The 23,168-nt window shown below is 69.8% G+C and carries 19 protein-coding genes; 7 read left to right on the top strand and 12 right to left on the bottom strand.

All coding sequences use genetic code 11. The features are described 5' to 3' along the window. Positions 1–25 precede the first annotated feature (25 nt). Positions 26–1,555 (top strand): multicopper oxidase family protein, encoded by a 1,530-nt coding sequence (locus ACWPOC_RS19660; protein WP_455409201.1) that lies wholly within the window; start codon positions 26–28, stop codon positions 1,553–1,555. A 285-nt stretch (positions 1,556–1,840) separates the two neighbouring features. Beyond that, the gene (locus tag ACWPOC_RS19655; RefSeq protein WP_120283548.1) at positions 1,841–3,964 is read left to right on the top strand and encodes an MMPL family transporter; all 2,124 of its coding nucleotides are present in this window, start codon (positions 1,841–1,843) and stop codon (positions 3,962–3,964) included. 52 nt (positions 3,965–4,016) lie between these two features. Here ACWPOC_RS19655 and ACWPOC_RS19650 read toward each other — a convergent pair whose 3' ends face one another. Together ACWPOC_RS19650 and ACWPOC_RS19645 are read right to left on the bottom strand one after the other, a co-directional pair. After that, the gene (locus ACWPOC_RS19650) at positions 4,017–4,895 is read right to left on the bottom strand and encodes a sucrase ferredoxin (protein ID WP_120279927.1); all 879 of its coding nucleotides are present in this window, start codon (positions 4,893–4,895) and stop codon (positions 4,017–4,019) included. 55 nt (positions 4,896–4,950) lie between these two features. Continuing rightward, positions 4,951–5,541, bottom strand: coding sequence for a hypothetical protein (locus ACWPOC_RS19645; protein WP_455409200.1), 591 nt, complete (start codon positions 5,539–5,541; stop codon positions 4,951–4,953). 50 nt (positions 5,542–5,591) lie between these two features. Between ACWPOC_RS19645 and ACWPOC_RS19640 the strand changes: the two genes are divergently transcribed. Then, on the top strand, positions 5,592–6,698 hold the full coding sequence (locus ACWPOC_RS19640) for an alcohol dehydrogenase catalytic domain-containing protein (protein ID WP_120279929.1): 1,107 nt from the start codon (positions 5,592–5,594) through the stop codon (positions 6,696–6,698). A 48-nt stretch (positions 6,699–6,746) separates the two neighbouring features. Here the strand turns inward: ACWPOC_RS19640 and ACWPOC_RS19635 are convergent, their stop codons facing one another. Genes ACWPOC_RS19635 through ACWPOC_RS19620 form a run of 4 tightly spaced genes read right to left on the bottom strand, consistent with a single transcriptional unit; the run spans position 6,747 to position 10,806 of the window. Next, positions 6,747–7,661, bottom strand: coding sequence for an exodeoxyribonuclease III (locus ACWPOC_RS19635; RefSeq protein WP_455409199.1), 915 nt, complete (start codon positions 7,659–7,661; stop codon positions 6,747–6,749). A gap of 11 nt (positions 7,662–7,672) precedes the next feature. After that, on the bottom strand, positions 7,673–8,452 hold the full coding sequence (locus ACWPOC_RS19630; RefSeq protein WP_455409198.1) for an alpha/beta fold hydrolase: 780 nt from the start codon (positions 8,450–8,452) through the stop codon (positions 7,673–7,675). A 15-nt stretch (positions 8,453–8,467) separates the two neighbouring features. Beyond that, positions 8,468–10,048, bottom strand: a complete 1,581-nt coding sequence (locus tag ACWPOC_RS19625; RefSeq protein WP_159417835.1) for a DNA polymerase Y family protein — start codon at positions 10,046–10,048, stop codon at positions 8,468–8,470. Then, a complete protein-coding gene (locus ACWPOC_RS19620) occupies positions 10,045–10,806 on the bottom strand; it encodes a hypothetical protein (RefSeq protein WP_159419169.1) in 762 nt (253 codons plus the stop codon). The genes ACWPOC_RS19625 and ACWPOC_RS19620 overlap by 4 nt, the downstream gene beginning before the upstream one ends. 274 nt (positions 10,807–11,080) lie before the next feature. Here ACWPOC_RS19620 and ACWPOC_RS19615 point away from each other — a divergent pair, with 274 nt between their 5' ends. Next, positions 11,081–12,229 carry a serine/threonine-protein kinase gene (locus ACWPOC_RS19615; RefSeq protein WP_159417834.1) on the top strand — a complete coding sequence of 383 codons (1,149 nt, stop codon included), beginning with the start codon at positions 11,081–11,083 and terminating at the stop codon, positions 12,227–12,229. A 13-nt stretch (positions 12,230–12,242) separates the two neighbouring features. On the opposite strand, the gene ACWPOC_RS19610 is transcribed toward ACWPOC_RS19615, so the two are convergent. Both ACWPOC_RS19610 and ACWPOC_RS19605 read right to left on the bottom strand, forming a co-directional pair. After that, complete coding sequence (locus ACWPOC_RS19610) at positions 12,243–12,929, bottom strand: response regulator (RefSeq protein WP_120279934.1); 687 nt, start codon at positions 12,927–12,929, stop codon at positions 12,243–12,245. Next, positions 12,926–14,248 carry an ATP-binding protein gene (locus ACWPOC_RS19605; RefSeq protein ID WP_225623588.1) on the bottom strand — a complete coding sequence of 441 codons (1,323 nt, stop codon included), beginning with the start codon at positions 14,246–14,248 and terminating at the stop codon, positions 12,926–12,928. Before ACWPOC_RS19605 ends, ACWPOC_RS19610 begins: the two co-directional genes overlap by 4 nt. Positions 14,249–14,345: 97 nt before the next feature. Here ACWPOC_RS19605 and ACWPOC_RS19600 point away from each other — a divergent pair, with 97 nt between their 5' ends. Both ACWPOC_RS19600 and ACWPOC_RS19595 read left to right on the top strand, forming a co-directional pair. Continuing rightward, positions 14,346–15,839 (top strand): PspC domain-containing protein, encoded by a 1,494-nt coding sequence (locus tag ACWPOC_RS19600; protein WP_455409197.1) that lies wholly within the window; start codon positions 14,346–14,348, stop codon positions 15,837–15,839. Continuing rightward, positions 15,832–16,065, top strand: coding sequence for a hypothetical protein (locus ACWPOC_RS19595; RefSeq protein ID WP_159417832.1), 234 nt, complete (start codon positions 15,832–15,834; stop codon positions 16,063–16,065). The genes ACWPOC_RS19600 and ACWPOC_RS19595 overlap by 8 nt, the downstream gene beginning before the upstream one ends. Before the next feature lie 80 nt (positions 16,066–16,145). Here the strand turns inward: ACWPOC_RS19595 and guaA are convergent, their stop codons facing one another. The 4 genes from guaA to guaB form a co-directional block, all read right to left on the bottom strand. Next, positions 16,146–17,720, bottom strand: a complete 1,575-nt coding sequence (gene guaA, locus ACWPOC_RS19590) for a glutamine-hydrolyzing GMP synthase (protein ID WP_024101587.1) — start codon at positions 17,718–17,720, stop codon at positions 16,146–16,148. Between the two features lie 67 nt (positions 17,721–17,787). Continuing rightward, entirely contained in the window at positions 17,788–19,512 is a 1,725-nt protein-coding gene (locus ACWPOC_RS19585) for a GMC oxidoreductase (protein ID WP_455409196.1), read from the bottom strand. 182 nt (positions 19,513–19,694) lie between these two features. Beyond that, positions 19,695–20,828, bottom strand: a complete 1,134-nt coding sequence (locus tag ACWPOC_RS19580; RefSeq protein WP_159417830.1) for a GuaB3 family IMP dehydrogenase-related protein — start codon at positions 20,826–20,828, stop codon at positions 19,695–19,697. A 71-nt stretch (positions 20,829–20,899) separates the two neighbouring features. Beyond that, complete coding sequence (guaB, locus tag ACWPOC_RS19575; protein WP_455409195.1) at positions 20,900–22,423, bottom strand: IMP dehydrogenase; 1,524 nt, start codon at positions 22,421–22,423, stop codon at positions 20,900–20,902. Between the two features lie 260 nt (positions 22,424–22,683). Between guaB and ACWPOC_RS19570 the strand changes: the two genes are divergently transcribed. Then, on the top strand, positions 22,684–23,094 hold the full coding sequence (locus ACWPOC_RS19570; RefSeq protein ID WP_006550077.1) for a DUF5319 domain-containing protein: 411 nt from the start codon (positions 22,684–22,686) through the stop codon (positions 23,092–23,094). The last annotated feature ends 74 nt before the right edge of the window (positions 23,095–23,168 follow it).

Here is a 23,168-nt window from a genome sequence, read left to right as displayed (position 1 = left end):
GTGCCGACGGTGCGGGAGAACGAGCATGGGTGTCGTGAAACTCCTGGTGCGCCTGCTCGCCATACCCTTCGTGCTCTTCATCGCGTTCGTGGCGGTCATCGGTGGCCTGGCCGTCCACGCGTGGACCACGCGCGCGCTCGACACCACCGGACGCGTCGACTTCGACACCGCCCTGCGCATCCCTCCCGTCGAGTCGGGCACCGTCGACGCCGACGGCACGCGCGTGTTCGACCTGACCATGCAGCGCGGCACGACCGACCTCGGGCACGGCCCCGACACCCGGACATGGGGCGTGAACGGCAGCTATCTCGGACCCACCCTCCGCGCCGTGCGCGGCGAGAACGTGCGCGTGAACGTCACGAACGAACTCGGCGAGACGAGCACGATGCACTGGCACGGCATGCACCTGCCCGCGGCGATGGACGGCGGACCGCACCAGCCGATCGAGCCCGGAACGACATGGTCGCCGTACTGGACCGTCGATCAACCGGCCGCGACCCTCTGGTACCACCCGCACCTGCACGGTTCCACCGCCGCGCACGTGTACCGGGGCGTCGCGGGCATGTTCCTGATCGACGAGCCCGGCACGTCGCCGCTCCCCCACGACTACGGGGTCGACGACATCCCCCTCGTCGTCCAGGACCGGAAGTTCGACGGCGACCAGCTCGACGACAGCAACGCGATCTTCGCCGACGTCGGCACGCTCGGCGACGAGATCCTCGTTAACGGCACACCGCGGCCGTTCCTGGACGTCGGCACCGAGACGGTCCGGCTCCGGGTGCTCAACGCGTCGAACGCGCGCGTCTACAACTTCTCGTTCGACACCGGGATGCCGTTCCTCGTCGTCGGCAGCGACGGTGGTCTGCTTGAGGAGCCGCGGGCCGTCCGCAGTCTCCGGCTGTCGCCGGGTGAGCGTGCCGAGATCATCGTCCGGCCGGAAGCAGGTTCGAGGCACGTGCTGCGCAGCACCCCGCCCGAGCTGAAGGCCGGCTTCTGGCAGGACCGCTTCTCCGGTGGCGACGACCGCATGGACGTCCTCGAGCTGCGGGCGGCACCCGTCCTCGGATCGTCGGCCGCGATCCCGGAGAGGCTGACCACCCTTCCGGAGCTCGGGGAACCGAGCAGCACCCGCCGCATCGACCTGACCTCGTCGACGACCATCAACGATCGCAAGATGGACATGGGCCGGATCGACGAGGTGGTCGTCGCCGGCACCACCGAACTGTGGGAGGTGCGCAACGTCAGCGGCACGATCCACAACTTCCACATCCACGACGTGCAGTTCGAGATCCTCGGCATGACCGGGGTGAGTCCCGACCATCCGTCCCTGGCCGGTCGCAAGGACACCGTCTTCGTCCCGCCGGCGGCGACCGTGCGTCTGCTCGTTCCGTTCGGTAGCCACACCGATCCGGCGATGCCGTACATGTACCACTGTCACCTGCTCAAACACGAGGACAGCGGCATGATGGGACAGTTCGTGGTGGTCGGCGCCGACGAGGTGCACGACGTGACGCAGGCGGCCGGCACGGCCCACCATGCCCACGACGGCGGGTGAACCCGGTCACGTCCGGCAGGGCCGGGAATGGATCCTTGCCCACCCCTGTTGAGGAGTGTGGATCGGCGCGTCGCGTACGCCCCGGAGCCAATGAGAAACCGCCTTCGTGGAATACCGTCCGGCTGGAGCCACGTTGCGCAACGTGCCGTGAGGCATCCGGCGCGTCGGTCCACCTTCTTCCTCCCCTGATCTCGCGGCCGTTCCGGCCGAGCAGGGTGAAGCCCTCCCACTCCACGCCAGTACAGTTGCCGATCGTCACAATCGTCAGCGGAACCGGGAGTGGGCATGAGTCGCTGGGCCGAGATCGTCGTCACCAGGAGCCGATGGGTACTGGCGATCGTGCTGCTCGTCGTGCTCTTCGCCGGCGCCTGGGGCGTCGGGATCTTCGGCAAGCTGACCGGCACGGGCTACTACGACCCGAACAGCGAGGCCGTCGAGGTCGAGCAGATCATCTACGAGAACTTCGGGTCGCAGGCCGCGGACATCATCGCGCTCTACACCGCACCCGAGGGACGCACGGTCGACGACATCCGTCCCGACATCGAAAGAACCCTCGCCGAGTTCCAGGACGCCGTCCCCGCCGAGTCGATCCAGACCTACTGGACCGCTCCGCCGCCGATGAACCAGCTGCTGCTGTCGACCGACCAACGCAGCGTGGCTGCCTCGATCACGCTCGGCGCGAACTCCGGGCTCACCGCCGCGAGCTTCCCCGAAGCCCTCGACCTGCTCGAGGTGCCCGGCGTGGAATCGCAGTTCGCCGGCAACACCGTGGTCGCGATCGAGTTCACCGACACCCTGGAGAGCGATCTCGTCCGGTCCGAGCTCATCGCGGTGCCCATCACGCTGGTGCTGCTGGTGTTCATCTTCGGCGGGGTGATCGCCGCCGCGGTCCCGGTCTTCGTGGGTGTGCTCGCGATCTTCTCGTCCCTCGCCACCCTGCGTCTGCTGTCGAATTTCACCGAGGTGTCGTCGTACGCGCTGAACATCACGTCGCTGATCGGTCTGGGCCTGGCGATCGACTACGGCCTGTTCATCGTCAGCCGCTACCGCGAGGAACTCGCGGCCGGTTCGGACGTCACCTCGGCGGTCAAGCGGACGATGTCCACCGCCGGTCACACCGTGATGTTCTCCGCTGCCCTGCTGATCTGCGCGTTCGCGGGCATGCTCGTCTTCCCGCAGACGGTGCTGCGGTCGCTCGGCCTCGGTGCCATGGCCGCCGTCCTCGGTGCCGCCGTCCTGTCGCTGACCGCGGTTCCCGCGCTGCTGACGATGCTCGGCCACCGCATCAACGCGTGGACCTGGGACCGTGAGACCTCCACCCGCGCCGAAGCGCGGGCGCGTCGTTTCTGGGGCGGGGTCGTCCGCAAGGTCGTGCGCCGTCCCGCCCTGATCGCGGTGGTGATCACCGGCGGTCTCCTCGTACTCGCGTCGCCTGTGTTCGAAGCACGGTTCGGGGAGATCGAATACACCGCGCTGCCCGAGGACAGCCAGGCCCGCGCGGCCACCCAGACCCTGCTCGACGAGTTCCCGAGCACCGGCAACGGCGCCACACTCGTCCTGCGCGGCGAGAACGGGCAGGCCCCGGACAGCACTGCCGTGCGCACGGTGTCCACCGAGGTCGCCAAGGTCGACGGCATCTCGCAGACCGTCATCGTCGGGCAGGAGTCCGACGTGGTGGTCCTGCAGGGCCTCTACGCGCAGGGCGTGGACGGCACCGCACGGGCGAGCGAGATCACCGGCGAACTGCGCGCCCTGGACGTGCCGGACGGCACCGATCTGCTCGTCGGCGGTGGCCGGGCCCTCGTCGACGACGCCAACCAGGCCGTCTCGGATTCGCTCCCCTGGATGATCACGATCATGGTGCTCTCGACCCTGGTGCTGCTGTTCCTGGCATTCGGGTCGGTGGCACTACCGATCAAGGCCGTGCTCATGGCGGCACTGAGCCTCGCCGCGACCTTCGGTGTGCTGACCTGGGTGTTCCAGCTGGGCCACGGTGCTTCGTGGCTGCACGTCGTTCCCGCGGCGATGGAGCCGACCTTCGTCGTCCTCATCCTCGCCGTGGTGTTCGGCCTGTCGACCGACTACGAGGTGTTCCTCATGTCGCGCATGATGGAGGCCCGCGCGGCCGGAGCGAGCACGGTCGAGGCCGTCGAATACGGCATCGCCCGCACCGGACGTGTCGTCACCGCCGCCGCACTGCTGCTGATCGTGGTCACCGGGGCCTTCACCATCTCCGGCCTGTCGATCATGCGGTTCCTCGGAGTCGGCATGATCGTCGCGCTCATCATCGACGCGACGATCGTGCGCATGCTGCTCGTGCCGTCGCTGGTCAAGCTCATGGGTGAGGCCAACTGGTGGGCACCGGCGTGGATGAAGCGCGTGCACGCGAAGGTCGGACTGGGGCATTAGACCGCAGAGCGGCCGGGTCATCAGACCGCAGGGCGGCCGGTGTTCGGGGTCGCTACAGCGGCGTGATCGTCGTCGCGACGACGGGACGCGCCGGCTTGGCGGCGGCACCGCAGCTCGCCGGCCGGGCCGGTAGTTCCGAGGTCTCCACCCGGACCCGCCATGCCCGGCCGTCGTGATGGCGCACGATCGGCTCGTCCCCGTCCTCGACCGTCACGGCGTCGATCGCGAACTCGTCGATCGCCTCGCGCACCGCGATCTCGGCGGCCTGCCCGGCCGCACCCCAGGTGCTGCGACCCCGCAGACCGGCCGCGTGGACCTGTCCCTTCCCGGCGTCGCGGACCGCGGCGAGACTGTCGTCCTCACCGAGCCGCCCGTAGGTGTAGCCGGTGGGCAGCATGATCATCGACGGCGCGAAACGGTGTCCGCCGGTGTGCGAGCACTCCCACACGTCCTGCCCGAACTCGGCGGTCAGAGCGGCCGCGATCGGGCGCCCCAGCACAGCGCAGCACCGGTCTCTCTTGCCGTGAGCGCACACCAGGGCGATCGGGTCCTGCACGGCGGCGCCGATGCCGGGGGCCGGACCTGCGACCACGCGGGGGACGATGTCGAGCAGCTCGGCCGGCTCGGTGATCTCGAGCCGCTCGCACCAGGTGTTCTCCGGTTCGGTGCGGGCCAGCAGGACGGTCCGGGTCTCCCGCACCACGTCGCGCCCGGGTCTCCGGATGAACAGGATCCGCACGTCCGCGGCCTTCGCCCGGACGGACAGTTCGTCCGACAACTCGGCGCCGAGGGCGGTGCCGTCGAGCACGTCGCGGCCCCAGCCCGTCGGCACCTCGAGGCACACGTAGCCGGGCGCAGTGGCTGCCGTGCCGGGCAGCGGCTCGTCGAGCGCGGACAGTGCGGAACAGGTGGGGGCGGAGATGGTGGTCACGCGGACATTGTGGCCCGGACACCCTCGCGGCGGCTCGGCACCCCGTGGTGACGGGTCAGCCGCGGCGCAGGCACCCCGCGGTGACCGGTCGGCCGCGGCGCAGGCACCCCGCGGTGACCGGTCGGCCGCGGCGCAGACGCTGCAGCGCCGCACCACTCCACATCCGCAGGAATCCCTGCGACAGGTACGCGAAGCTGCCCAGCGCCAGCACCCACTTGGTGACGCTGACGGTCGAGGCGGCCCGGACCGTCCGATCGTCGATCCGGGTGCGGTGATCCAGCAGGTACAGGCCGACGATGTTCTCGACGTAGTCCCCCGCCGCGGCGACGACCGGCGCCGCCATCAGGATCCGACGCGTGCTCGGTGACAGCGGGCGGTGCTCGTCGAGTGATCGTGCGCCGGCCCGCAACGCGATCGCGAAGGTCGCCGGGTGGACCATGTCCCAGTAGTAGTGCTCCCGGTAGCGCTCGATCTCCTCGGGACCGAGATCGTCGAGGATCTTCCGGTACTTCGCGGCCGAGAAGGTGGTCTGGACGGTGCCCACCGTCGGGGCCGTGGAACCGAGAACCCGACCGATGTTCGCCTGGGACACGAGGAAGATGGCGGCAGCACCGATGAGGACGCGGTCGGCCCGGGTGAGTGTCATGCTCGTGATGCTAGGGGCAGAGAATCCGCGACCCTACGGAAGGGAGACCCGTGCAGATCACCGGAGCAGTCCTGGAGGAGATCGGACGTCAGCGGCGGTACGAGGAGTCCACTCCGCTCAGCGTGGACCTTCTCGAACTCGACCCACCGGGACCGGGTGAGGCGCTGGTCGAGATCGAATGCGCCGGTGTGTGCCACTCCGATCTGTCCGTGGTCGACGGCAACCGGCCTCGCCCGGTGCCCATGCTGCTCGGGCACGAAGCGGCCGGACGCATCGTCGAACTCGGTGACGACACCACCGGATTCTCCGTCGGCGAGCGGGTCGTCATGACCTTCATGCCCCGCTGCGGTGAGTGCGAGGGCTGCGCGAGCAACGGCATCCGCCCCTGCATCCCAGGATCGGCCGCGAACGCTGCGGGAACCCTGCTGTCGGGCGCCCGGCGGCTGCACCGCGACGGGAACGACGTCCACCACCATCTGGGAGCATCGGCCTTCGCGACCCACGCCGTCGTCGACACGCGGTCGCTCGTCGGTGTCGGCGACGACGTCCCCGCCGAGGTCGCCGCGCTGATGGGCTGCGCCGTGCTGACCGGTGGCGGTGCGGTCGTCAATGCCGCTCGTCCTCAGGCCGGGGACACGCTGGTCGTCGTCGGTCTCGGTGGAGTGGGGATGGCCGCGCTGCTCGTGGCGCTGGCCCACGACGACGTCACCGTGATCGCCGTCGACACCTCCCCCGACAAGCGCGACACGGCCCGTTCGCTGGGAGCCCGACACGTCCTCTCACCGGACGAGGCCGTCGAGCAGGGCGTGAAGGCACGGCTGGTCATCGAGGCCGCGGGGAGCGTGCCCGCGCTCGCCACGGCGGTCGCGCTCACCGGACCGGGAGGCACCACGATCACCGTCGGACTGCCCGCCCCCGACGCCCGGCTCGAGATCTCGCCCACCGCTCTCGTCGGCGAGGGCCGCTCACTGGTGGGCAGCTATCTCGGATCCGCCGTCCCGGCCCGGGACATCCCCCGCTTCGTGGACATGTGGCGCGAGGGGCGACTGCCGGTCGAGCGGCTCGTCACCGACCGTCTGCCGCTGGGCCGGATCAACGAGGCGATGGACGCCCTGGCCGACGGAACCGCCCTCCGCCAGATCCTCACCATGGACTGATCACGAGCCCACACATCAGGTTCAGATGTCGTAGTCCACGACGGTGACTCAGATGTCGTAGTCCACGACGACCGGCGCGTGATCGCTGATCCTTCGGTCCGGTGCCGGATCGCGGTCGGTCCCTGCGGAGATCGCGGTCCGGGCCAGTTGCGGCGTGGCGAGGTGGTAGTCGATCCGCCACCCGGAATCGGAGGCGAACGATTCCCCCAGCCACGACCACCACGAGTAGGGACCGTCGACCTCGGAATGATGCCGGCGGACGACGTCGACGAGCGTGCGCGGTGACAGCAGCGAATCGAACCAGGCGCGTTCCTCGGGCAGGAAACCCTCGGCCTGCCCGCGACGCCGCCAGTTGCGCACGTCGTAGCGTGTGTGGGCGACGTTGAAATCACCCATGATCAGGAACTCGCGCCCCTGGGCGCGCGCCGCGAGCCGGCTACGGGTCAGCTGCCGGGCGAAGGCCGACAGGAACCGCATCTTGCGCTGGTAGCGCACCCCGCCGTCCGGTTCGTCGCGCATGCGCCCGGGCTTCTGGAGGTGCGCCGGGAGCCCACCCTTCGGCAGGTACAGCGACGCCACGGTGATCGGTGCGTCGGCGAGATCGACCTCGACGTACCGCCCCTCGTGGGCGAATTCGGACAGTCCGCGTGCCAACGCTCCCCGATCGAACTCGATCCGGTCGACGTGTTCCTCACCGGGAAGTCGCAGCAGTGCGGTGCCGCTCCAGGTGCGCACGGCGGCGGGTTCGTGCAGGGTCAGGATCCCGACGCCGTTGCGGCCGGGAAGGGTGCCCTCGTCGTAGGCGACGTGGTACTTGCCGAAGACACCCTGCGGGATCGCAGCCGCCGGAGCGCGTACCTCCTGCAGGGCCACCACGTCGGGGTTGCGTTCACGCAGCCAGTCCTCGAATCCGCGGCGCTGTGCGGCGCGGATTCCGTTGATGTTGAAGGTCGCGATGCGCACGATCGTCCAGTCTAGGCAACCGATCGATCCGTGAGGAACGGGACGACGGCCGCTGCGAAATCGCGGGCACGGTCGCGGTGGATGCTGTGCCCGCAGCCGATCTCCTGCACGGAGGCCGAAGGCAGTGCCTCGACTGCCGCCGTCAGCAGTTGCGGGTCGACCATGCTGCCGCGCCGCACTCCGCGCAACAACAGCAGGGTCGGTGCGGCGAGGGACGGAAGGTGCTGCCACCACACCGGATTCGGCGTGTGGAACTGGGCGACGACCGACGGCGTCATCGAGCGGTCGAAGGCGGTGACCGCGCGAGGGTTGAGCGCCATGCTGGTCGCGGCGTGCCACAACTCCACCGGAGTCGGACGGTGGGCCGGCACCTCCGGAACGGGATCCCCCTCCCGCAGCGGCAGGGGTGTCTCCTCGAGGACCAGTCGCCGGACGAGTCCGGGATTCTGTTGCGCGACCAGCGATCCCACGTGCCCACCGAGCGAGTGCCCGACGAGATCGACGGTCTCGACACCGAGGTGGGCACACAGACCGGCGACGTCGGCGGCGAACTCGCCGAAACGATACGAGGCTGCCCGGCCGCTGCGTCCGTGTCCGCGCAGGTCGACGGTGATCACCCGTCGGCCCGCCTTCACCAGGGCTCCGGCGAACCGGGTCCACGTGCGCCCGTCGCCGCCCATCCCGTGCACCAGCAGGACGGGCACGGAACGGGCGGCGGCAGCGGACGGTGCGAACTCGCGATATGCGAGGGCGACCCCGTTCGGCGCGGCGGTGAGGACCGGAGATCTCATGATGCTCGAGCCTACTCAGTCGTAGACGCCCTCCACCCGCCAGCCGTCGGCACCGAAGAACACCAGCAGGGCCCGTGATTCCTCGAGCAGCACCTGCAGACGGGCGGCGCACCGGGCGACGGCCGGGTCCCACCAGTACTCGTCCACCGGCCACGGACCGGCCCATCCGATCACCGTCCAGCTGCGACTTCCCCATCGCAGCCGAGCAGGTGACCCGCTGAGCAGTCCGCGCTCGGTCACCGAGACCGGATTCCCCACGTCGTCGTCCAGCCGGATCGCGGGAGGTGTGTGCAACACCAGCGCGGGAGCGGGGGGCGGGAGCCGGCCCGGCCACGGTGCGTCCGGGTCGGAGTGCGGGATCGCCTCGTCGCCGACGGGCACGAGGACGATCCGTTCGGCGGGTCCCCGGCCACCACCGAGCACGCCGATCCGGACGGCGTCCCCACCGAGCAGGCCCTGCACCCGGACGAGCGCCCGACGTGCCCGTTCGTCCTCGTCGCCGACACCGCCCCACAACCCGAGTTGCAGCGCACCGGCGGCCACGACCTCGACCGGTTCGAGGCGCAGCAGCACGATTCCCGCCGTGGGCCGGTTGGTGTTGCGGCCGGTGAGCCATCCGTCGAGCTGCCATCGCACACGATCGGCCGTGCCCTCGGGGGTGAGCGGCTCGGCGCAGCGCCAGGTGCGCGCGCGTTCCTCACCGGCCCCGGTGCGGGCCGTCACGAGCAGTCGCGTGCACGCGACTCCCGCTGCGGCGAGCCGGGTGTGGAGCAGTTCGGCCAGTGCGCGACCGGCGAAGGCCGCGGCGTCGACCCGTTCCACCGGCGGGTCGCAGGGCTGTTCGACCGTCAGGTCCGGAGGGATCGGCCGTCCCGACGGGGGACGTTCCGGCAGGCCCCGTGCGCTCCGGTGCGCAGCCACGACGTCCGCGTCGAAGCGTGACGCCACATCGATCGAGGACAACGCGGCGAACGCTCCGATGGTGCGGATACCGAGACGGCGCAACAGATCCACCGTGTCGGCCCGCCGAGGAGCCGCCAGCGCCGGTTCCACCGCGAGATACGAGACGGGCAGCGGCGCCAGGAACTCGGCGCCCCTCCCCGTCGGGACCAGCGCGTTCCGGCGCGCGGCGAGGACCGCGGTGGACAACTCGTCGGCGACACCGACCTGGCATTCCACGCCGGTCGCCGCGACCGCGTCGATCAGGGCCTCCGCGGCGGCCTCCTCCGAGCCGAACCACCGGATCACACCGCGCGCGGCGAGGATCACCAGACCCGGGCGCAGCACCTCCACGCCCGGGGCCACCGCATCGATCGCGGCCACCACCGCCTCGAACGTCCGCGCTTCCAGGTCGGGATCCGAGCGGGCCACATGCAGTTCCGGGCAGCGGGCCTGCGCCTCACGTCGTCTCAGACCGCGCCGGACACCCGCGGACCGCGCCGAGGCCGAGCAGGCGACGACACGATTCGCCGAGACCACCGCCACCGGGACGGTCGCGGGCAACTCCGCGGCGGTGGCGGCGGCGACCGCGGGCCAGTCGGGGCACCAGAGGGCCACGACCCGCGCGGGCGCCCGTCGAGAGGACGAGTCGTTCACCGGACCGCTTTACGGAAACGCCCGTCCTCCAGCCGATTCCGCTCTTCGCTCGCCCACTCGACGGCACTGCGGTCGGCGCACACCTCCACGCGGGTGGCGCGCGGAGGGAACGCACGCCCGTGCGCCCGGACCGACAGGCGAGTCGCGCACAACCGGTCCCGGCCGGGACCGTCCACGCCCCGATAACCGTCGATCCGCGCCTCCAGTCGCACGTGGGCACCTTCCCAGCGACCGTCCGTGACCACGAGGACGGACTGCTTGCTCCGCGCCCGGGCGGCGACCGCACGAGCGCGGGACGGCGGCACCGATGCCCCGCCGAGTCCCAGCACCACCAGGTCGATCCCGTCGAGCAGCACCGCGGCGATCTCCACGGGATCCGGTCCGGGATCGGGGATCACGGCCAGCCGGTGCAGGTGGGCCCCCATCTCCGCGGCGGCGAGCAGACCCAGCCGACGCTGACCGATCACGGCGGCGTACCCGCCCGAGGCCGTCACGGACGCGAGCATCCCGAGGAGAAGGGAGGTGGCCCCCGACACCGAGACGACGCTGCCGCGCACCAATCCGCCCTGGGGCAACAGTTCCGCGAGCGGTGCCGGGACGGGCAGGATGCGGCCGGAGGGGGCCTCGACCCGGCCTCGCGCGACGGACGGGACCTCGCCCCGCGCCGGCACTGCCGCGATACGACGTCGCAACGCTTCGATCCGCTCCGCGCGACCCGCTTCCTCGTCGTCCACCGGAAATTCGGCCACCTCGCCCACTGTCACCCCTGTCATCCGCCTGCCGCCTGACACACACGACCGGCCGACCACGGGGAAGTCGTGGCCCGGCTCGCACTCTATTCGAACATACTTTCGATCTTCATCAAGTAGAACCGACCCGAATCCTTCCCGTCAAGCCGGAAGCACCGCCCCCGACGGTGACTACAGTGCAGCTCACACGTTCTTCGGCCGGGGCGAACACCTCCGATCGACTACTCTCGATCGAGTGGCGGAGCAGGCATGGGCAGGACGGGCCGTAGGGCCGGATCACTTGGTGGCCGGTCGATATCGGCTCGACTCCAAGCTCGGCGGTGGCGGCATGGGTGCCGTCTGGCTCGCCCGCGACAACCGTCTGGGCCGCGACGTCGCCGTCAAACAGGTGATCTCCACCGCAGACCTCGATCCCGACGAGGCCGAGGATCTCCGCCGCCGCGCGCTCCGGGAGGGCCGGGCCGCCGCCCAGCTCGCCCACGAGCACGCCATCTCGATGTACGACATGGCTCTGCACTACGGCGAACCGTGGCTCGTCATGGAGCACTTGCCGTCCCGCAGCCTGGCGCAGGTGATGAACGTCGTCGACACTCTCCCGCCGTACGTGGTGGCGCAGATCGGCGCGAACGTCGCCGACGCCCTGACCGCCGCGCACGCCGCCGGGATCGTCCACCGCGACGTCAAGCCCGGCAACATCCTCATCGCCGAACGCGGCCGCGACGCCGGCATCGTGAAGATCAGCGACTTCGGCATCGCCCGCGCGAAGGGCGACAACGACCCCGACGGCGTGATCATCGGCACCCCCGCCTATTTCGCGCCCGAGGTCGCACGCGGCAACGACCCCACCGAGGCCAGCGACGTCTTCTCGCTCGGCGCCACCCTCTACACCGCGGTGGAGGGGCAACCGCCCTTCGGTTTCGAGACCGACTCGATCGCGTTGCTGCACCGGGTCGCGCGGGCGGAGATCATCATGCCCACGCACACCGGTCCGCTCACCGAACCCCTGCTCGAGATGCTCCAGCCCGATCCGGCGCGACGCCCGACGATGGCGCAGGCGCGCGATCTCCTCGCCCGCGTGGTCCTCGGACCGGGCGGATCGGCGGCGGCCCTGCGCGGCCGTCCCATCCAGAACGAGGACGGCACGATCCCGTCGTGGGCACAGCGTTCCGCGCACTTCACCGAACCCGCACGCCCCCGTGGTTCCTTCGTCGACCGTCCCCTCGGTGCGGCGGCTCAGGCCACCGGTGGTCCGAAGAAGTCGGCGAAGGGTTTCGCCCCCGCGGATCTGCTCGACCGTCTGCTCCCGAAGGGTCCCGTGCCCGACAACCCGCAGGACCGCATCGTCGCCTATGCGCCCCTGGCGATGGCGGCGATGGTCGCGGTGATCCTGGTGGCGCTGCTCGTCGCCGTCATCATCGCGCTGGTCGTCTGAACCGACGTCACGCTCAGTCGATGCGGCGGCGGTGGGCCCACCGGGTCAGCGCGTTGCGGTTCGACTGCTGCGTCTTGCGCAACACGTTCGACGCGTGCGTCTCGACGGTCTTCACCGAGATCACGAGTTCCTCGGCGATCTCGCGGTAGGTGTAGCCGCGAGCGAGCAGGCGCAGCACCTCGAGTTCCCGGGGCGTCAGCGAGTCGAGCTCGGGATCGAGTGGCGGTTCCGGTGCGGCCGACCGGCCGGTGAACGAGTCGAGCACGAAACCGGCCAGACGCGGACTGAACACGGCGTCTCCCCCGGCGACCCGCCGGACGGCGTCGGCCAGATCCGGCCCGGAGATCGTCTTCGTCACGTATCCGCGGGCGCCGGCGCGGATGACGGCGATGACGTCCTCGGCCGCGTCGGACACGCTGAGCGCCAAGCAGACCGGCCCGTCCGGGATCCGCTGGAGGACGGCGACGCCGCCGCCGTCGGGCATGTGGACGTCGAGGAGCACGACATCCGGCTTGGTCGCCTCGATCCCGGCGACGGCCTCGGCGACTCCCCCGGCCTCGCCGACGATCTCCATGTCGGCCTCGCGCCCCAGTTCGGTGCGCACTCCGGAGCGGAAGACGGCGTGGTCGTCCACCAGGAAGACACGATAGGGACGGTTGTTCTCGGTGGCATCGGACGATGTCGCCGGAATCGAAGTCACTGTGTCTGCTCCTCGGGGTGGGGGTCGTTCACCCCCCACTCTAAGGTCGACTCGGTGTCCTGTTCGCGTTCGGTATCCGTCCGGCCGGCGCGCGGCACATGGATGCGCACCTCGGTTCCCTTTCCGGGACTCGACTTCACGACCGTCCGGCCGCCGCGACGTTCGATGCGCGCCCGGATGGACTTGGCCAGACCCTGCCGATCGGCCGGTACTTCGCCGGGATCGAATCCGACGCCGCGATCGCGCACGAACACGCTCACCTGATGCGGTTCCACCTCGGCGAAGAGGTCGACGCTGTCCACCCCGGCGTGCTTGGCGGCGTTGACGAGAGCCTCGCGGGTCGCGCCGAGCACGGCGGTCGCGGCCTCGGGGGTCAGATCGCTGTCGTCGGGCGCGACGTCGCCGACGATGACGGGTTGGACGGACAGACCGTACTGGTCCTCCACCTCACCGGCGATGGTGCGCAGCGTCTCGGCGAGCGAGGTGCTCGGCGTCTCGTCCCCACCGAACAGCCAGCGGCGCAGTTCGCGTTCCTGGCTGCGCGCCAGTCGCACGACCTCCTGCTGGTCGCCGGCCTGCTTCTGGATGAGCGCGAGGGTCTGGAGCACCGAGTCGTGCAGGTGCGACGCGATCTCCTCGCGCTCCTCGTTGCGCACCCGGGCGGCACGCTCGGTCTCGAGGGCACGCCACATCCGGATCCACAGCGGCACCGACAGCAGGGCGGCACCGACCAGCGTGACCACCACGGCGACCAGCGACGAGCGCAGCGCCGCGACGTCGACCTGCGCGATGACCATCACTCCGAGTCCGGTGACGACGAGGGTCAGGCCGCCGAGTACGCGGGCCCATGTGAGGACCGTCGGATGTGCGGGCAGACCGAGTACCGATCGGGGGCCTTCGACGTCGAATTCACGCCATACGAGCGCCGCACCGACGACCACCACGACGATCGGCAGCACCACGCCTGCGGCACCACCACTGAACAGCCACGAAAGACCCACCGCCAGGCCGATACCCATGAAGGCGAGGCCGATGGCGCGGCGCCGTTCGGGGCCGGTGGGGCGATCGGTGTCGGAGCCCGGAGGCACGAACATCCACAGCAGGCCGTAGGCCGCGATCCCGAACCCGCCGAGGGCGGCGAGCACCGTGAACGCGACCCGCACCTTGGTGGCGTCGATACCGAGATGGTCGGCGACACCGCCGGCCACACCGCCCACGATGCGACCGCCCACCCGCCGTTCGAGGCGGGGAACGGTCACGGGTAATCCAGGTACCGGTTGCACACCTCGATACTGGCACGGTGATCGCCGGCCCGGCATCGGGGACGAACCCTGATGTCCGGGTTCCGATCGGCCCCTCGGAAATCAGGGTTGGTCCCTGATGTGCCGCGCGCGGAAGCCCAGCAGGATGGGTGCCATGGACACGAGGAGCTTTCAGGACCAGGTGGCGGACATGTGGCGGACCCGCCCCGTGCGTCTGCCGAAGGAGGGGCACATCGCGGGTGTGTGCTCGGGTATCGGAGCGCGCTACGGCGTCGATCCCGTGCTGATCCGTGTCGTCTTCGTCGCGTCGGCGCTGTTCGGCGGTGGCGGTCTCGTCCTCTATCTGGCCGCCTGGCTGATGTTCCCCCGTCACGGCGACCAGGTCTCTTCGCTCGAATCGCTCGTCGGGCGGGGTGCGAGCTCGGACTCGACCACCAAGGTCATCGTGCTCCTCGTGGCCCTGGCGATCGCGGCGGGTGCCATCGGACCGGTGGGTGCGGGTTCGGGCGGCTCCGGATTCATCGGAACGCTCCTGCTGCTCGGCGGCTGGTGGCTGCTCTATCAGCGGCGTCCCGAACCGCCGGTGCTGCCGGCGCCCGAGGGAACCTCCTTCCCCACCCAGGCGGCCTTTCCTCAGCCTCCGGTGACGAACGCGTACTGCTCCCCGTGGGGCGCACACACCGGGGCATGGCACATGCAGGCGGGTCCGGCGGCCACGACGACACCGAGCGGGGAGGCAGCCGGCACGGAGACAACCAGCACAGCGGCCACCCCACCTGCGCAGACCACCGACGCGACGGAGGTCCTGAGCACCACCGACGCCTCGGACACCCCTGCTTCGGGCACCGACGCCACAGCGCCCACCGAGACGACGGAGAGGAAGACGTCCCCGATGCCCGACCTACGCAAGGACACCGACCGCAAGGACACCGACGTTCCGCTCCCGGGTGTCGACGAGCTCTCGCCCCACCGTTCGGCACCGCCGGCATGGGATCCCCTCGGGGTCGCCCCGTTCGCATGGGATCTGCCCGAACCGGCACCGAAGCACGAACCCGCGATCGTCACGAATCGACGTTCGCGTCTGACCACGACGGTCCTCGGCCTGGCCGTGATCGCCGCTGCGGTGACCGGCGCGCTCGGTGCCGCCGCCGACCTGGCCTGGGTGACCCCCGCCCGGGTGGGTGCCGTGGCCCTCGCGGTCGTCGGTCTGGGCCTGCTGATCGGCGCGTTCCTGCACCGCGGTCACGGACTGCTCGTCGTCACCGGTCCCCTGCTCGGATTCGTCGTTCTCGCCTCGATCGCCGGCCCGGTCGACACCTCCAACTGGGGCGACCGGACCTGGGCTCCGACCAGTACCGATCAGCTCGAGTCCGAGTACAGCTTCCAGTTCGGGGCGATGACCCTCGATCTGCGGGGACTCGAACTCACCGAGGACCGCACGGTGCAGGTCGATGGCCGGTTCGGCAGCGTCGAGGTGCTGTTGCCGGAGAACCTGGACGTCCGCGCCGACTGCACGGTCGGCCCCGGTGAGATCAGGGGATGCCCCGCCCCCGGCATCGACGGCGGCGCCGACGGAGTCGACGACGGGCCGGTCCTGGACCTGAACGCGAACATGGAATTCGGATCTCTGGAGGTGCGTCGTGGCTGATCACGAAACCGGAACACACACCGAGGATCGGACCGAGTGCACCCGCAAGGGACCGTCGCTCCTGCTCCTGCTCGCCGCACTGGCAGCGCTGGTCGTGAGCGGATGGGCCATGATCGGGCCGTTCTCGGTCGAGTTCCTCGCCGCCGTCGACCTCGGATGGGTCCTGGTGGGCGCGGCCCTGTTGATCGGAGCGGTGCTGGTCTTCCTCCCCAACCGCCGGAGGTAACCCCCCCATCTACGCGACGTCCCCCGGACCTGATCGGTCCGGGGGACGTTCGTCGTCTCACCGCTCCCGGCGAGTGAGGATCACTCCCACTCGATCGTTCCCGGGGGCTTGCTCGTCACGTCGAGCACCACTCGGTTGACCTCCGCCACCTCGTTGGTGATGCGGGTGGAGATCCGCTCGAGAGTCTCGTAGGGCAGGCGCGTCCAGTCGGCGGTCATCGCGTCCTCGCTGGAGACCGGACGCAGCACGATCGGGTGACCGTAGGTGCGGCCGTCGCCCTGCACGCCCACGCTGCGGACGTCGGCGAGCAGCACGACCGGGCACTGCCAGATCTGTCCGTCGAGGCCGGCGGAGGTGAGCTCTTCGCGGGCGATGGAGTCGGCGCGACGCAGGATCTCGAGGCGTTCGCGGGTGACCTCACCGATGATGCGGATACCGAGGCCGGGGCCGGGGAACGGCTGGCGGCCGACGATCTCCTCGGGCAGGCCGAGCTGACGTCCGACCGCGCGCACCTCGTCCTTGAACAGCAGGCGCAGCGGCTCGACGAGCTCGAACTCGAGGTCCTCGGGGAGTCCACCGACGTTGTGGTGGCTCTTGATGTTCGCGGTGCCGGAGCCGCCGCCGGACTCCACGACGTCCGGGTACAGGGTGCCCTGCACGAGGAACTTCACGGTCTCGCCCTTGTCGGCACCCTCGCCGAGCACCTCGGAGACCGCGCCCTCGAAAGAACGGATGAACTCGCGGCCGATGATCTTGCGCTTGGTCTCGGGGTCGGTGACGCCGGCGAGCTCGCGCAGGAAGGTCTCGGACGCGTCGACGGTGACCAGACGGGCACCCGTCGCGGCGACGAAGTCCTTCTCGACCTGCTGCCGTTCGCCCTCGCGCATGAGGCCGTGGTCGACGAACACACAAGTCAGACGGTCGCCGATGGCGCGCTGCACCAGCGCGGCCGCCACGGCGGAGTCAACGCCGCCGGACAGGCCGCAGATGGCACGACCGTCGCCGATCTGCTCGCGGACCTGCTCGACGAGCGCGTCGGCGATGTTCGCTGCGGTCCAGTCGCCCGGGATTCCGGCGATGTCGTGCAGGAACCGGCTCAGCACCTGCTGGCCGTGGGGCGAGTGCAGCACCTCGGGGTGGTACTGGACACCGGCGAGGCGACGGGCGCGGTCCTCGAACGCCGCGACCGGGGCGCCGGCGCTGGTGGCTGTGACCTCGAAGCCCTCGGGAGCCTCGGTGACACCGTCGCCGTGGCTCATCCAGACGGGCTGCGTCTCGGGCAGGCCGTCGTGCAGCACACCGCCGGAGACCGACAGCTCGGTGCGGCCGTACTCGCGCGAGCCGGTGTGCGCGACCGTGCCACCGAGCGCCTGCGCCATCGCCTGGAAGCCGTAGCAGATGCCGAAGACGGGGACGTCGAGATCGAACAGCGTGGGATCGAGACGCGGTGCGCCCTCCTCGTACACGCTGGCGGGGCCACCGGACAGCACCACCGCGCGCGGGTTCTTCGCCGCGATCTCCTCGACACCGGCCGTGTGGGGCACGACCTCCGAGTAGACGTTGGCCTCACGAACGCGCCGAGCGATCAGCTGCGCGTACTGAGCTCCGAAATCGACGACGACGACCGGTCTGGACTGCTGGCTTTGCGACGACACCCGAACAGTCTAAGCGGCCGCGCCGGGTGTTCCCGACGCGGCCGCTCATCCGATCACTTCCGGGTCGCTACGCGACGCCGCTGTGTTTGACCTCGACGACCGGCAGCCGCAACGCACCGGGTGCGTCGACGGGCACCACGGGGTTCTTCGGTTCGATCGGCGCGATACGACGGTAGGGCTGTCCCTGCTCGGGACGCTGGTCGTCCTCACCCTTGTTGGGCCACAACGATGCAGCGCGTTCGGCCTGCGCCGCGATGGTGAGCGAGGGGTTCACGCCGAGGTTCGCGGAGACCGCGGCGCCGTCGACGACGCTCAGCGTCGGGTAGCCGTGGACGCGGTGGTACGGATCGATGACCCCGTGGTCGCGATCGGATCCGATCACGGCGCCGCCGAGGAAGTGTGCGGTGAGCGGAATGTTGAAGATCTCACCCCACGTGCCGCCCGCGACACCGTCGATCTTCTCGGCGATGCGGCGTGTGGCCTCGTTGCCGGCCGGGATCCAGGTGGGATTCGGCTGCCCGTGTCCCTGTTTGCTGGTGACCTTGCGGCGGCCGAACAGACCCTTGGTCGTGTAGGTGGTGATGGAGTTGTCGAGGTTCTGCATCACCAGCGCGATGATGGTGCGCTCGCTCCACCGATGCACCGAGAGCATCCGCAGCATCTTCACGGGGTTCCGTACGACCTGCCCGAGGAACTTCACCCAGCGCGGGGTGCGTCCGTCGCCGTCGGTCATGAGGGTCTGCAGCAGGCCCATCGCGTTCGATCCCTTGCCGTACCGCACGGGTTCGATGTGCGTGTCGGGGGTGGGGTGGAACGACGAGGTGATCGCGACACCCTCGGTGAGCTTCAGATCGGGGTCGATCCTCATCTTCCCGGCACCGACGATCGATTCGGAGTTGGTGCGGGTCAGTTCGCCGACCTTGTCGGACAGTTCGGGCAGCGCACCGGTGTCCTTGAGGTGGTGCAGCAGGTGCTGCGTGCCCCACGTTCCGGCAGCGAGGACGACGTGCGCGGCCGTGTAGGTGCGCCGCCGCTTGCGGACCCACGCGCCGGTGCGTTCGGTGATCACGTCCCAGGTGCCGTCGGCGGCCTGACGCAGATCGGTGACGGTGGTCAGCGGGACGATCTCGGCTCCCGCTCGCTCGGCGAGACCCAGATAGTTCTTCACGAGGGTGTTCTTGGCGCCGTGGCGGCATCCCGTCATGCACTCGCCGCACTCGATGCAACCGGTGCGGTCGGGGCCCACGCCGCCGAAGTAGGGGTCGGCGACCGTGCGGCCGGGTTCGCCGAAGAACACACCCACGGGCGTCTGGATGAAGGTCTCGCCGACTCCCATGTCGTCGGCCACCGACTTGATCACCTTGTCGGCGTCGGTCATCCGGCCGTACTGCACCACTCCGAGCATCCGCTTCGCCTGGTCGTAGTAGGGGCTCAGTTCGTCCTGCCAGTCGGTGATGTGCGCCCACTGGCGGTCCTCGAAGAACGGCGCCGGAGGCTTGTACAAGGTGTTCGCGTAGTTCAGCGACCCGCCGCCCACGCCGGCACCGGCGAGGATCAGGCAGTCGCGCAGCAGGTGCACTCGCTGGATGCCGAAGCAACCGAGCTTGGGCGCCCAGAGGAAGCGGCGCAGGTCCCAGCTGGTCTTCGCGAAGTCGGCGTCGGCGTAGCGGCGGCCGGCCTCGAGAACGCCGACCTTGTAGCCCTTCTCCACGAGGCGCAACGCCGTGACGCTCCCACCGAAACCCGATCCGACGATCAGGACGTCGTAGTCCGTGACCCGTTGCTCACCCATGGAACCTCCAGCGACGAGAGTTGTTACCGGCCAGTATGCACCTCGGTGGTGTGACTACAGGCACATCTCAGACTCTACCCGTTACGTGGAGTTGCACGAAAACAAAGGGTGAGAAATGCCGATGGCCGGTCACCGCGTCCTGCGACGCTGTGACCGGCCATCGGGATGTACCGGGAAGGTCCTTATCCGCGGACCGACAGACCGACCTTCTGGAATTCCTTCAGATCGGAGTATCCGGCCTTCGCCATCGATCGACGCAGACCACCCACGAGATTGAGCGAACCGGAGGGGTCGTCGGAGGGGCCGAACAGCACCCGGCCGAGGCCCGGTCGTCCGTCCTCGGCGATCCGGACCGCAGCGCCGCGCGGCATCGACGGATGCCCGGCCACGGACGGCCAGTACCAACCCTTGCCTGCGGCCTCCTCGGCGAGAGCCAGGGGCGCGCCGAGCACCACCGCGTCGGCGCCGCACGCGATCGCCTTCGCGAGGTCGCCGGCGTTCTCGATGTCGCCGTCGGCGAGCACGTGGACGTAGCGGCCCCCGGTCTCGTCGAGGTAGTCGCGCCGGGCCGCAGCCGCGTCGGCGATGGCCGTGGCCATCGGGATACCGATGCCGAGTGAGGAGGACGTGGTGGTCGCCTGCTTCGTGGAGCCGAAGCCGACGATGACACCGGCCGCACCGGTGCGCATCAGGTGCAGCGCGGTGCGGTGGTCGCTGACGCCACCGGCGATGACCGGCACGTCGAGCTCCGAGATGAACGTCTTGAGGTTCAGCGGCTCGTCCTCACCGTGGGCCACGTGCTCGGCCGAGATGATGGTGCCCTGGACCACGAGGAGATCGATGCCCGCCTTCACGAGCTCGGGCGTGAGCGCGCGCGCGTTCTGCGGGCTGACGCGGACCGCGGTGGTGACACCCGCATCCCGCACCTGTGCGACGGCCGCGGCCAGCAGATCGCCCTGCAGCGGAGCCGCGTGCAGTTCCTGCAGGTAGCGGACGGCCGCGCGCGGATCCGTGCTCGCGATCTCCGCGAGACGGGCGACGACGGCGTCGACATCGGCATGACGACCCCACAGGCCCTCGCCGTTGATGACGCCGAGACCGCCGGCCTTGCCCAGCTCGATCGCGAAGGTGGGCGACACCAGCGCGTCGGTGGGGTGCGCCAGCACCGGGATGTCGAAACGGTAGGCGTCGATCTGCCAGGCCGTCGACACCTCCTTCGACGAACGCGTCCGGCGCGACGGGACGATGTCGACGTCGCCCAGCTCGTACGTACGTCGGGCCGTGCGACCCATGCCGATTTCAACGAGGTCGCGCACGCGCGCCCCTTTCTCCTCTTGGACGATGCTCCCGTCCTACTCGGAACGGGACCCTGCTGCGAACGCGAAAACTACCGGACCACGTAGTTCGGTGCCTCGGCGGTGATCGTGATGTCGTGCGGGTGGCTCTCCTTGAGGCCGGCGGCGGTGATCTGCACGAACTGCGCCTCCTGCAGCTGCTCGATCGTCGTCGCGCCGGTGTAGCCCATCGCTGCGCGCAGGCCACCGATGAGCTGGTGCGTGACCTGCTGCAGCGGGCCGCGGAACGGCACGCGTCCCTCGATGCCCTCGGGCACGAGCTTGTCCTCGGAGAGCACGTCGTCCTGGAAGTAGCGGTCCTTCGAGTACGACTTGGCCTGACCGCGGCTCTGCATCGCGCCGAGCGAACCCATGCCGCGGTAGCTCTTGAACTGTTTGCCGTTCACCAGGATCAGCTCACCCGGGGACTCGGTCGTGCCGGCGAGCAGCGAACCGAGCATCGCGGTGGACGCACCGGCCGCCAGAGCCTTGGCGACGTCGCCGGAGAACTGCATACCGCCGTCGGCGATGACCGGCACACCGTGGGCGCGCGCCACCGTGGACGCCTCGAGGATCGCCGTGATCTGCGGCGCGCCGACACCCGCGACGACACGCGTGGTGCAGATCGAGCCGGGGCCGATACCGACCTTGACCGCGTCGACGCCGGCATTGATGAGCGCCTCGGTGCCCTCGCGGGTCGCGACGTTGCCGCCGATGATCTGCACGCGGTCGCCGACCTCGGTCTTGAGCTTGGAGATCATCGACAGCACGTTGGCCGAGTGGCCGTGGGCGCTGTCGACGACGAGAACGTCGGCTCCGGCGTCGACCAGGGTCATGGCGCGGGTCCAGGAATCGTCGCCGACACCCACGGCGGCGCCGACGAGCAGACGGCCGTCGCGGTCCTTCGTGGCGTTGGGGTGCTGCTCGGTCTTGACGAAGTCCTTGACTGTGATCAGGCCGGTGAGCTTTCCCTGACCGTCGACGATCGGCAGCTTCTCGATCTTGTGGCGACGCAGGAGACCGAGCGCGGCCTCGGCGGTGACGCCTTCGCGGGCCGTGACCAGCGGAGCCTTCGTCATGACCTCGGCGACCGGGCGGTTCTGGTCGACCTCGAACCGCATGTCGCGGTTGGTGATGATGCCGACGAGCTGACCCTCGTCGTCGGTGACCGGCAGACCCGAGATGCGGAATCGCGCACACATCGCGTCGACCTCGGCCAGCGTGTCGGTCGGCTTGCAGGTGACGGGATCGGTGACCATGCCGGCCTCCGACCGCTTGACGGTCTCGACCTGCGCGGCCTGCACCTCGGTGGGCATGTTGCGATGCAGCACGCCCATGCCACCGGCCCGGGCCATCGCGATGGCCATGCGGGACTCGGTGACGGTGTCCATGGCGGAGCTGACCAGCGGGATCCGCAGGCGGATCTCGCGGGTGAGCTGGCTCGACGTGTCGACCTGACTCGGGACGACGTCGGAAGCCGCGGGAAGCAGCAGCACGTCGTCGAAGGTCAGACCCAGCATTGCGACCTTGTTCGGGTCGTCACCGCCGGTGTGCACGCGCCCTCCGGTACTACTCATGCGGTTCGGACCCTCCGTGACAGTCGATGGGAGCGGACGGCAGAACCGTCCGGCAGCGGGAATGAATGAAGGCTGTGCACGCTCGTCGCACCGACGGGCGGTTGGAGAGCGGCACGCACCCATTCATGTTATCTGTTCGGAGGAACAAGCTCGGCTCCCACCCTGTTCCCCGATGTTCCTCACATCACCCCGTGTGATTTCACGGCGTGTCCCCTGGCGACCGCTGGCGCAGACCCCCTCGTTCTGCGTACCGTGGAGTCGTGCGTGATCAGTTGCCTCCCGGACTCCCACCGGACCCGTTCGCAGGAGACCCCGACGATCCGTCCGCAGCACTGGACGCGATCGAGCCGGGCCAGCCCCTGGATCCTGCGGAGCGGCTCGCGGTGGAAGAGGACCTCGCAGACCTGGCCGTCTACGAGGCGCTGCTGGCTCCCCGCGGCGTCCGCGGACTCGTGGTGTGCTGCGAGGACTGCCACCAGGACCACTACCACGACTGGGACATGCTGCGAGCGAACCTGCTGCAGCTGCTCGTCGACGGCACCGTCAGACCGCACGAGCCGGCCTTCGATCCGTCCCCCGACGCCTATGTCACCTGGGACTACTGCCGCGGCTACGCGGACGCGTCCATGAACGAGGCTCTTCCCGTCGACCCCTACGGTCTGGATTCCTGACCGACCGTTCCCCACGCGGACCACGCATCACGTCACTTCCACGAACGACCCGGGCCCGACAGCACATGCTGCCG

The organism is Rhodococcus sp. 5G237, from assembly GCF_053764735.1.
Note: the sequence above shows the minus strand (reverse complement) of the source record. Positions and strands in the feature narration are given on the sequence as shown.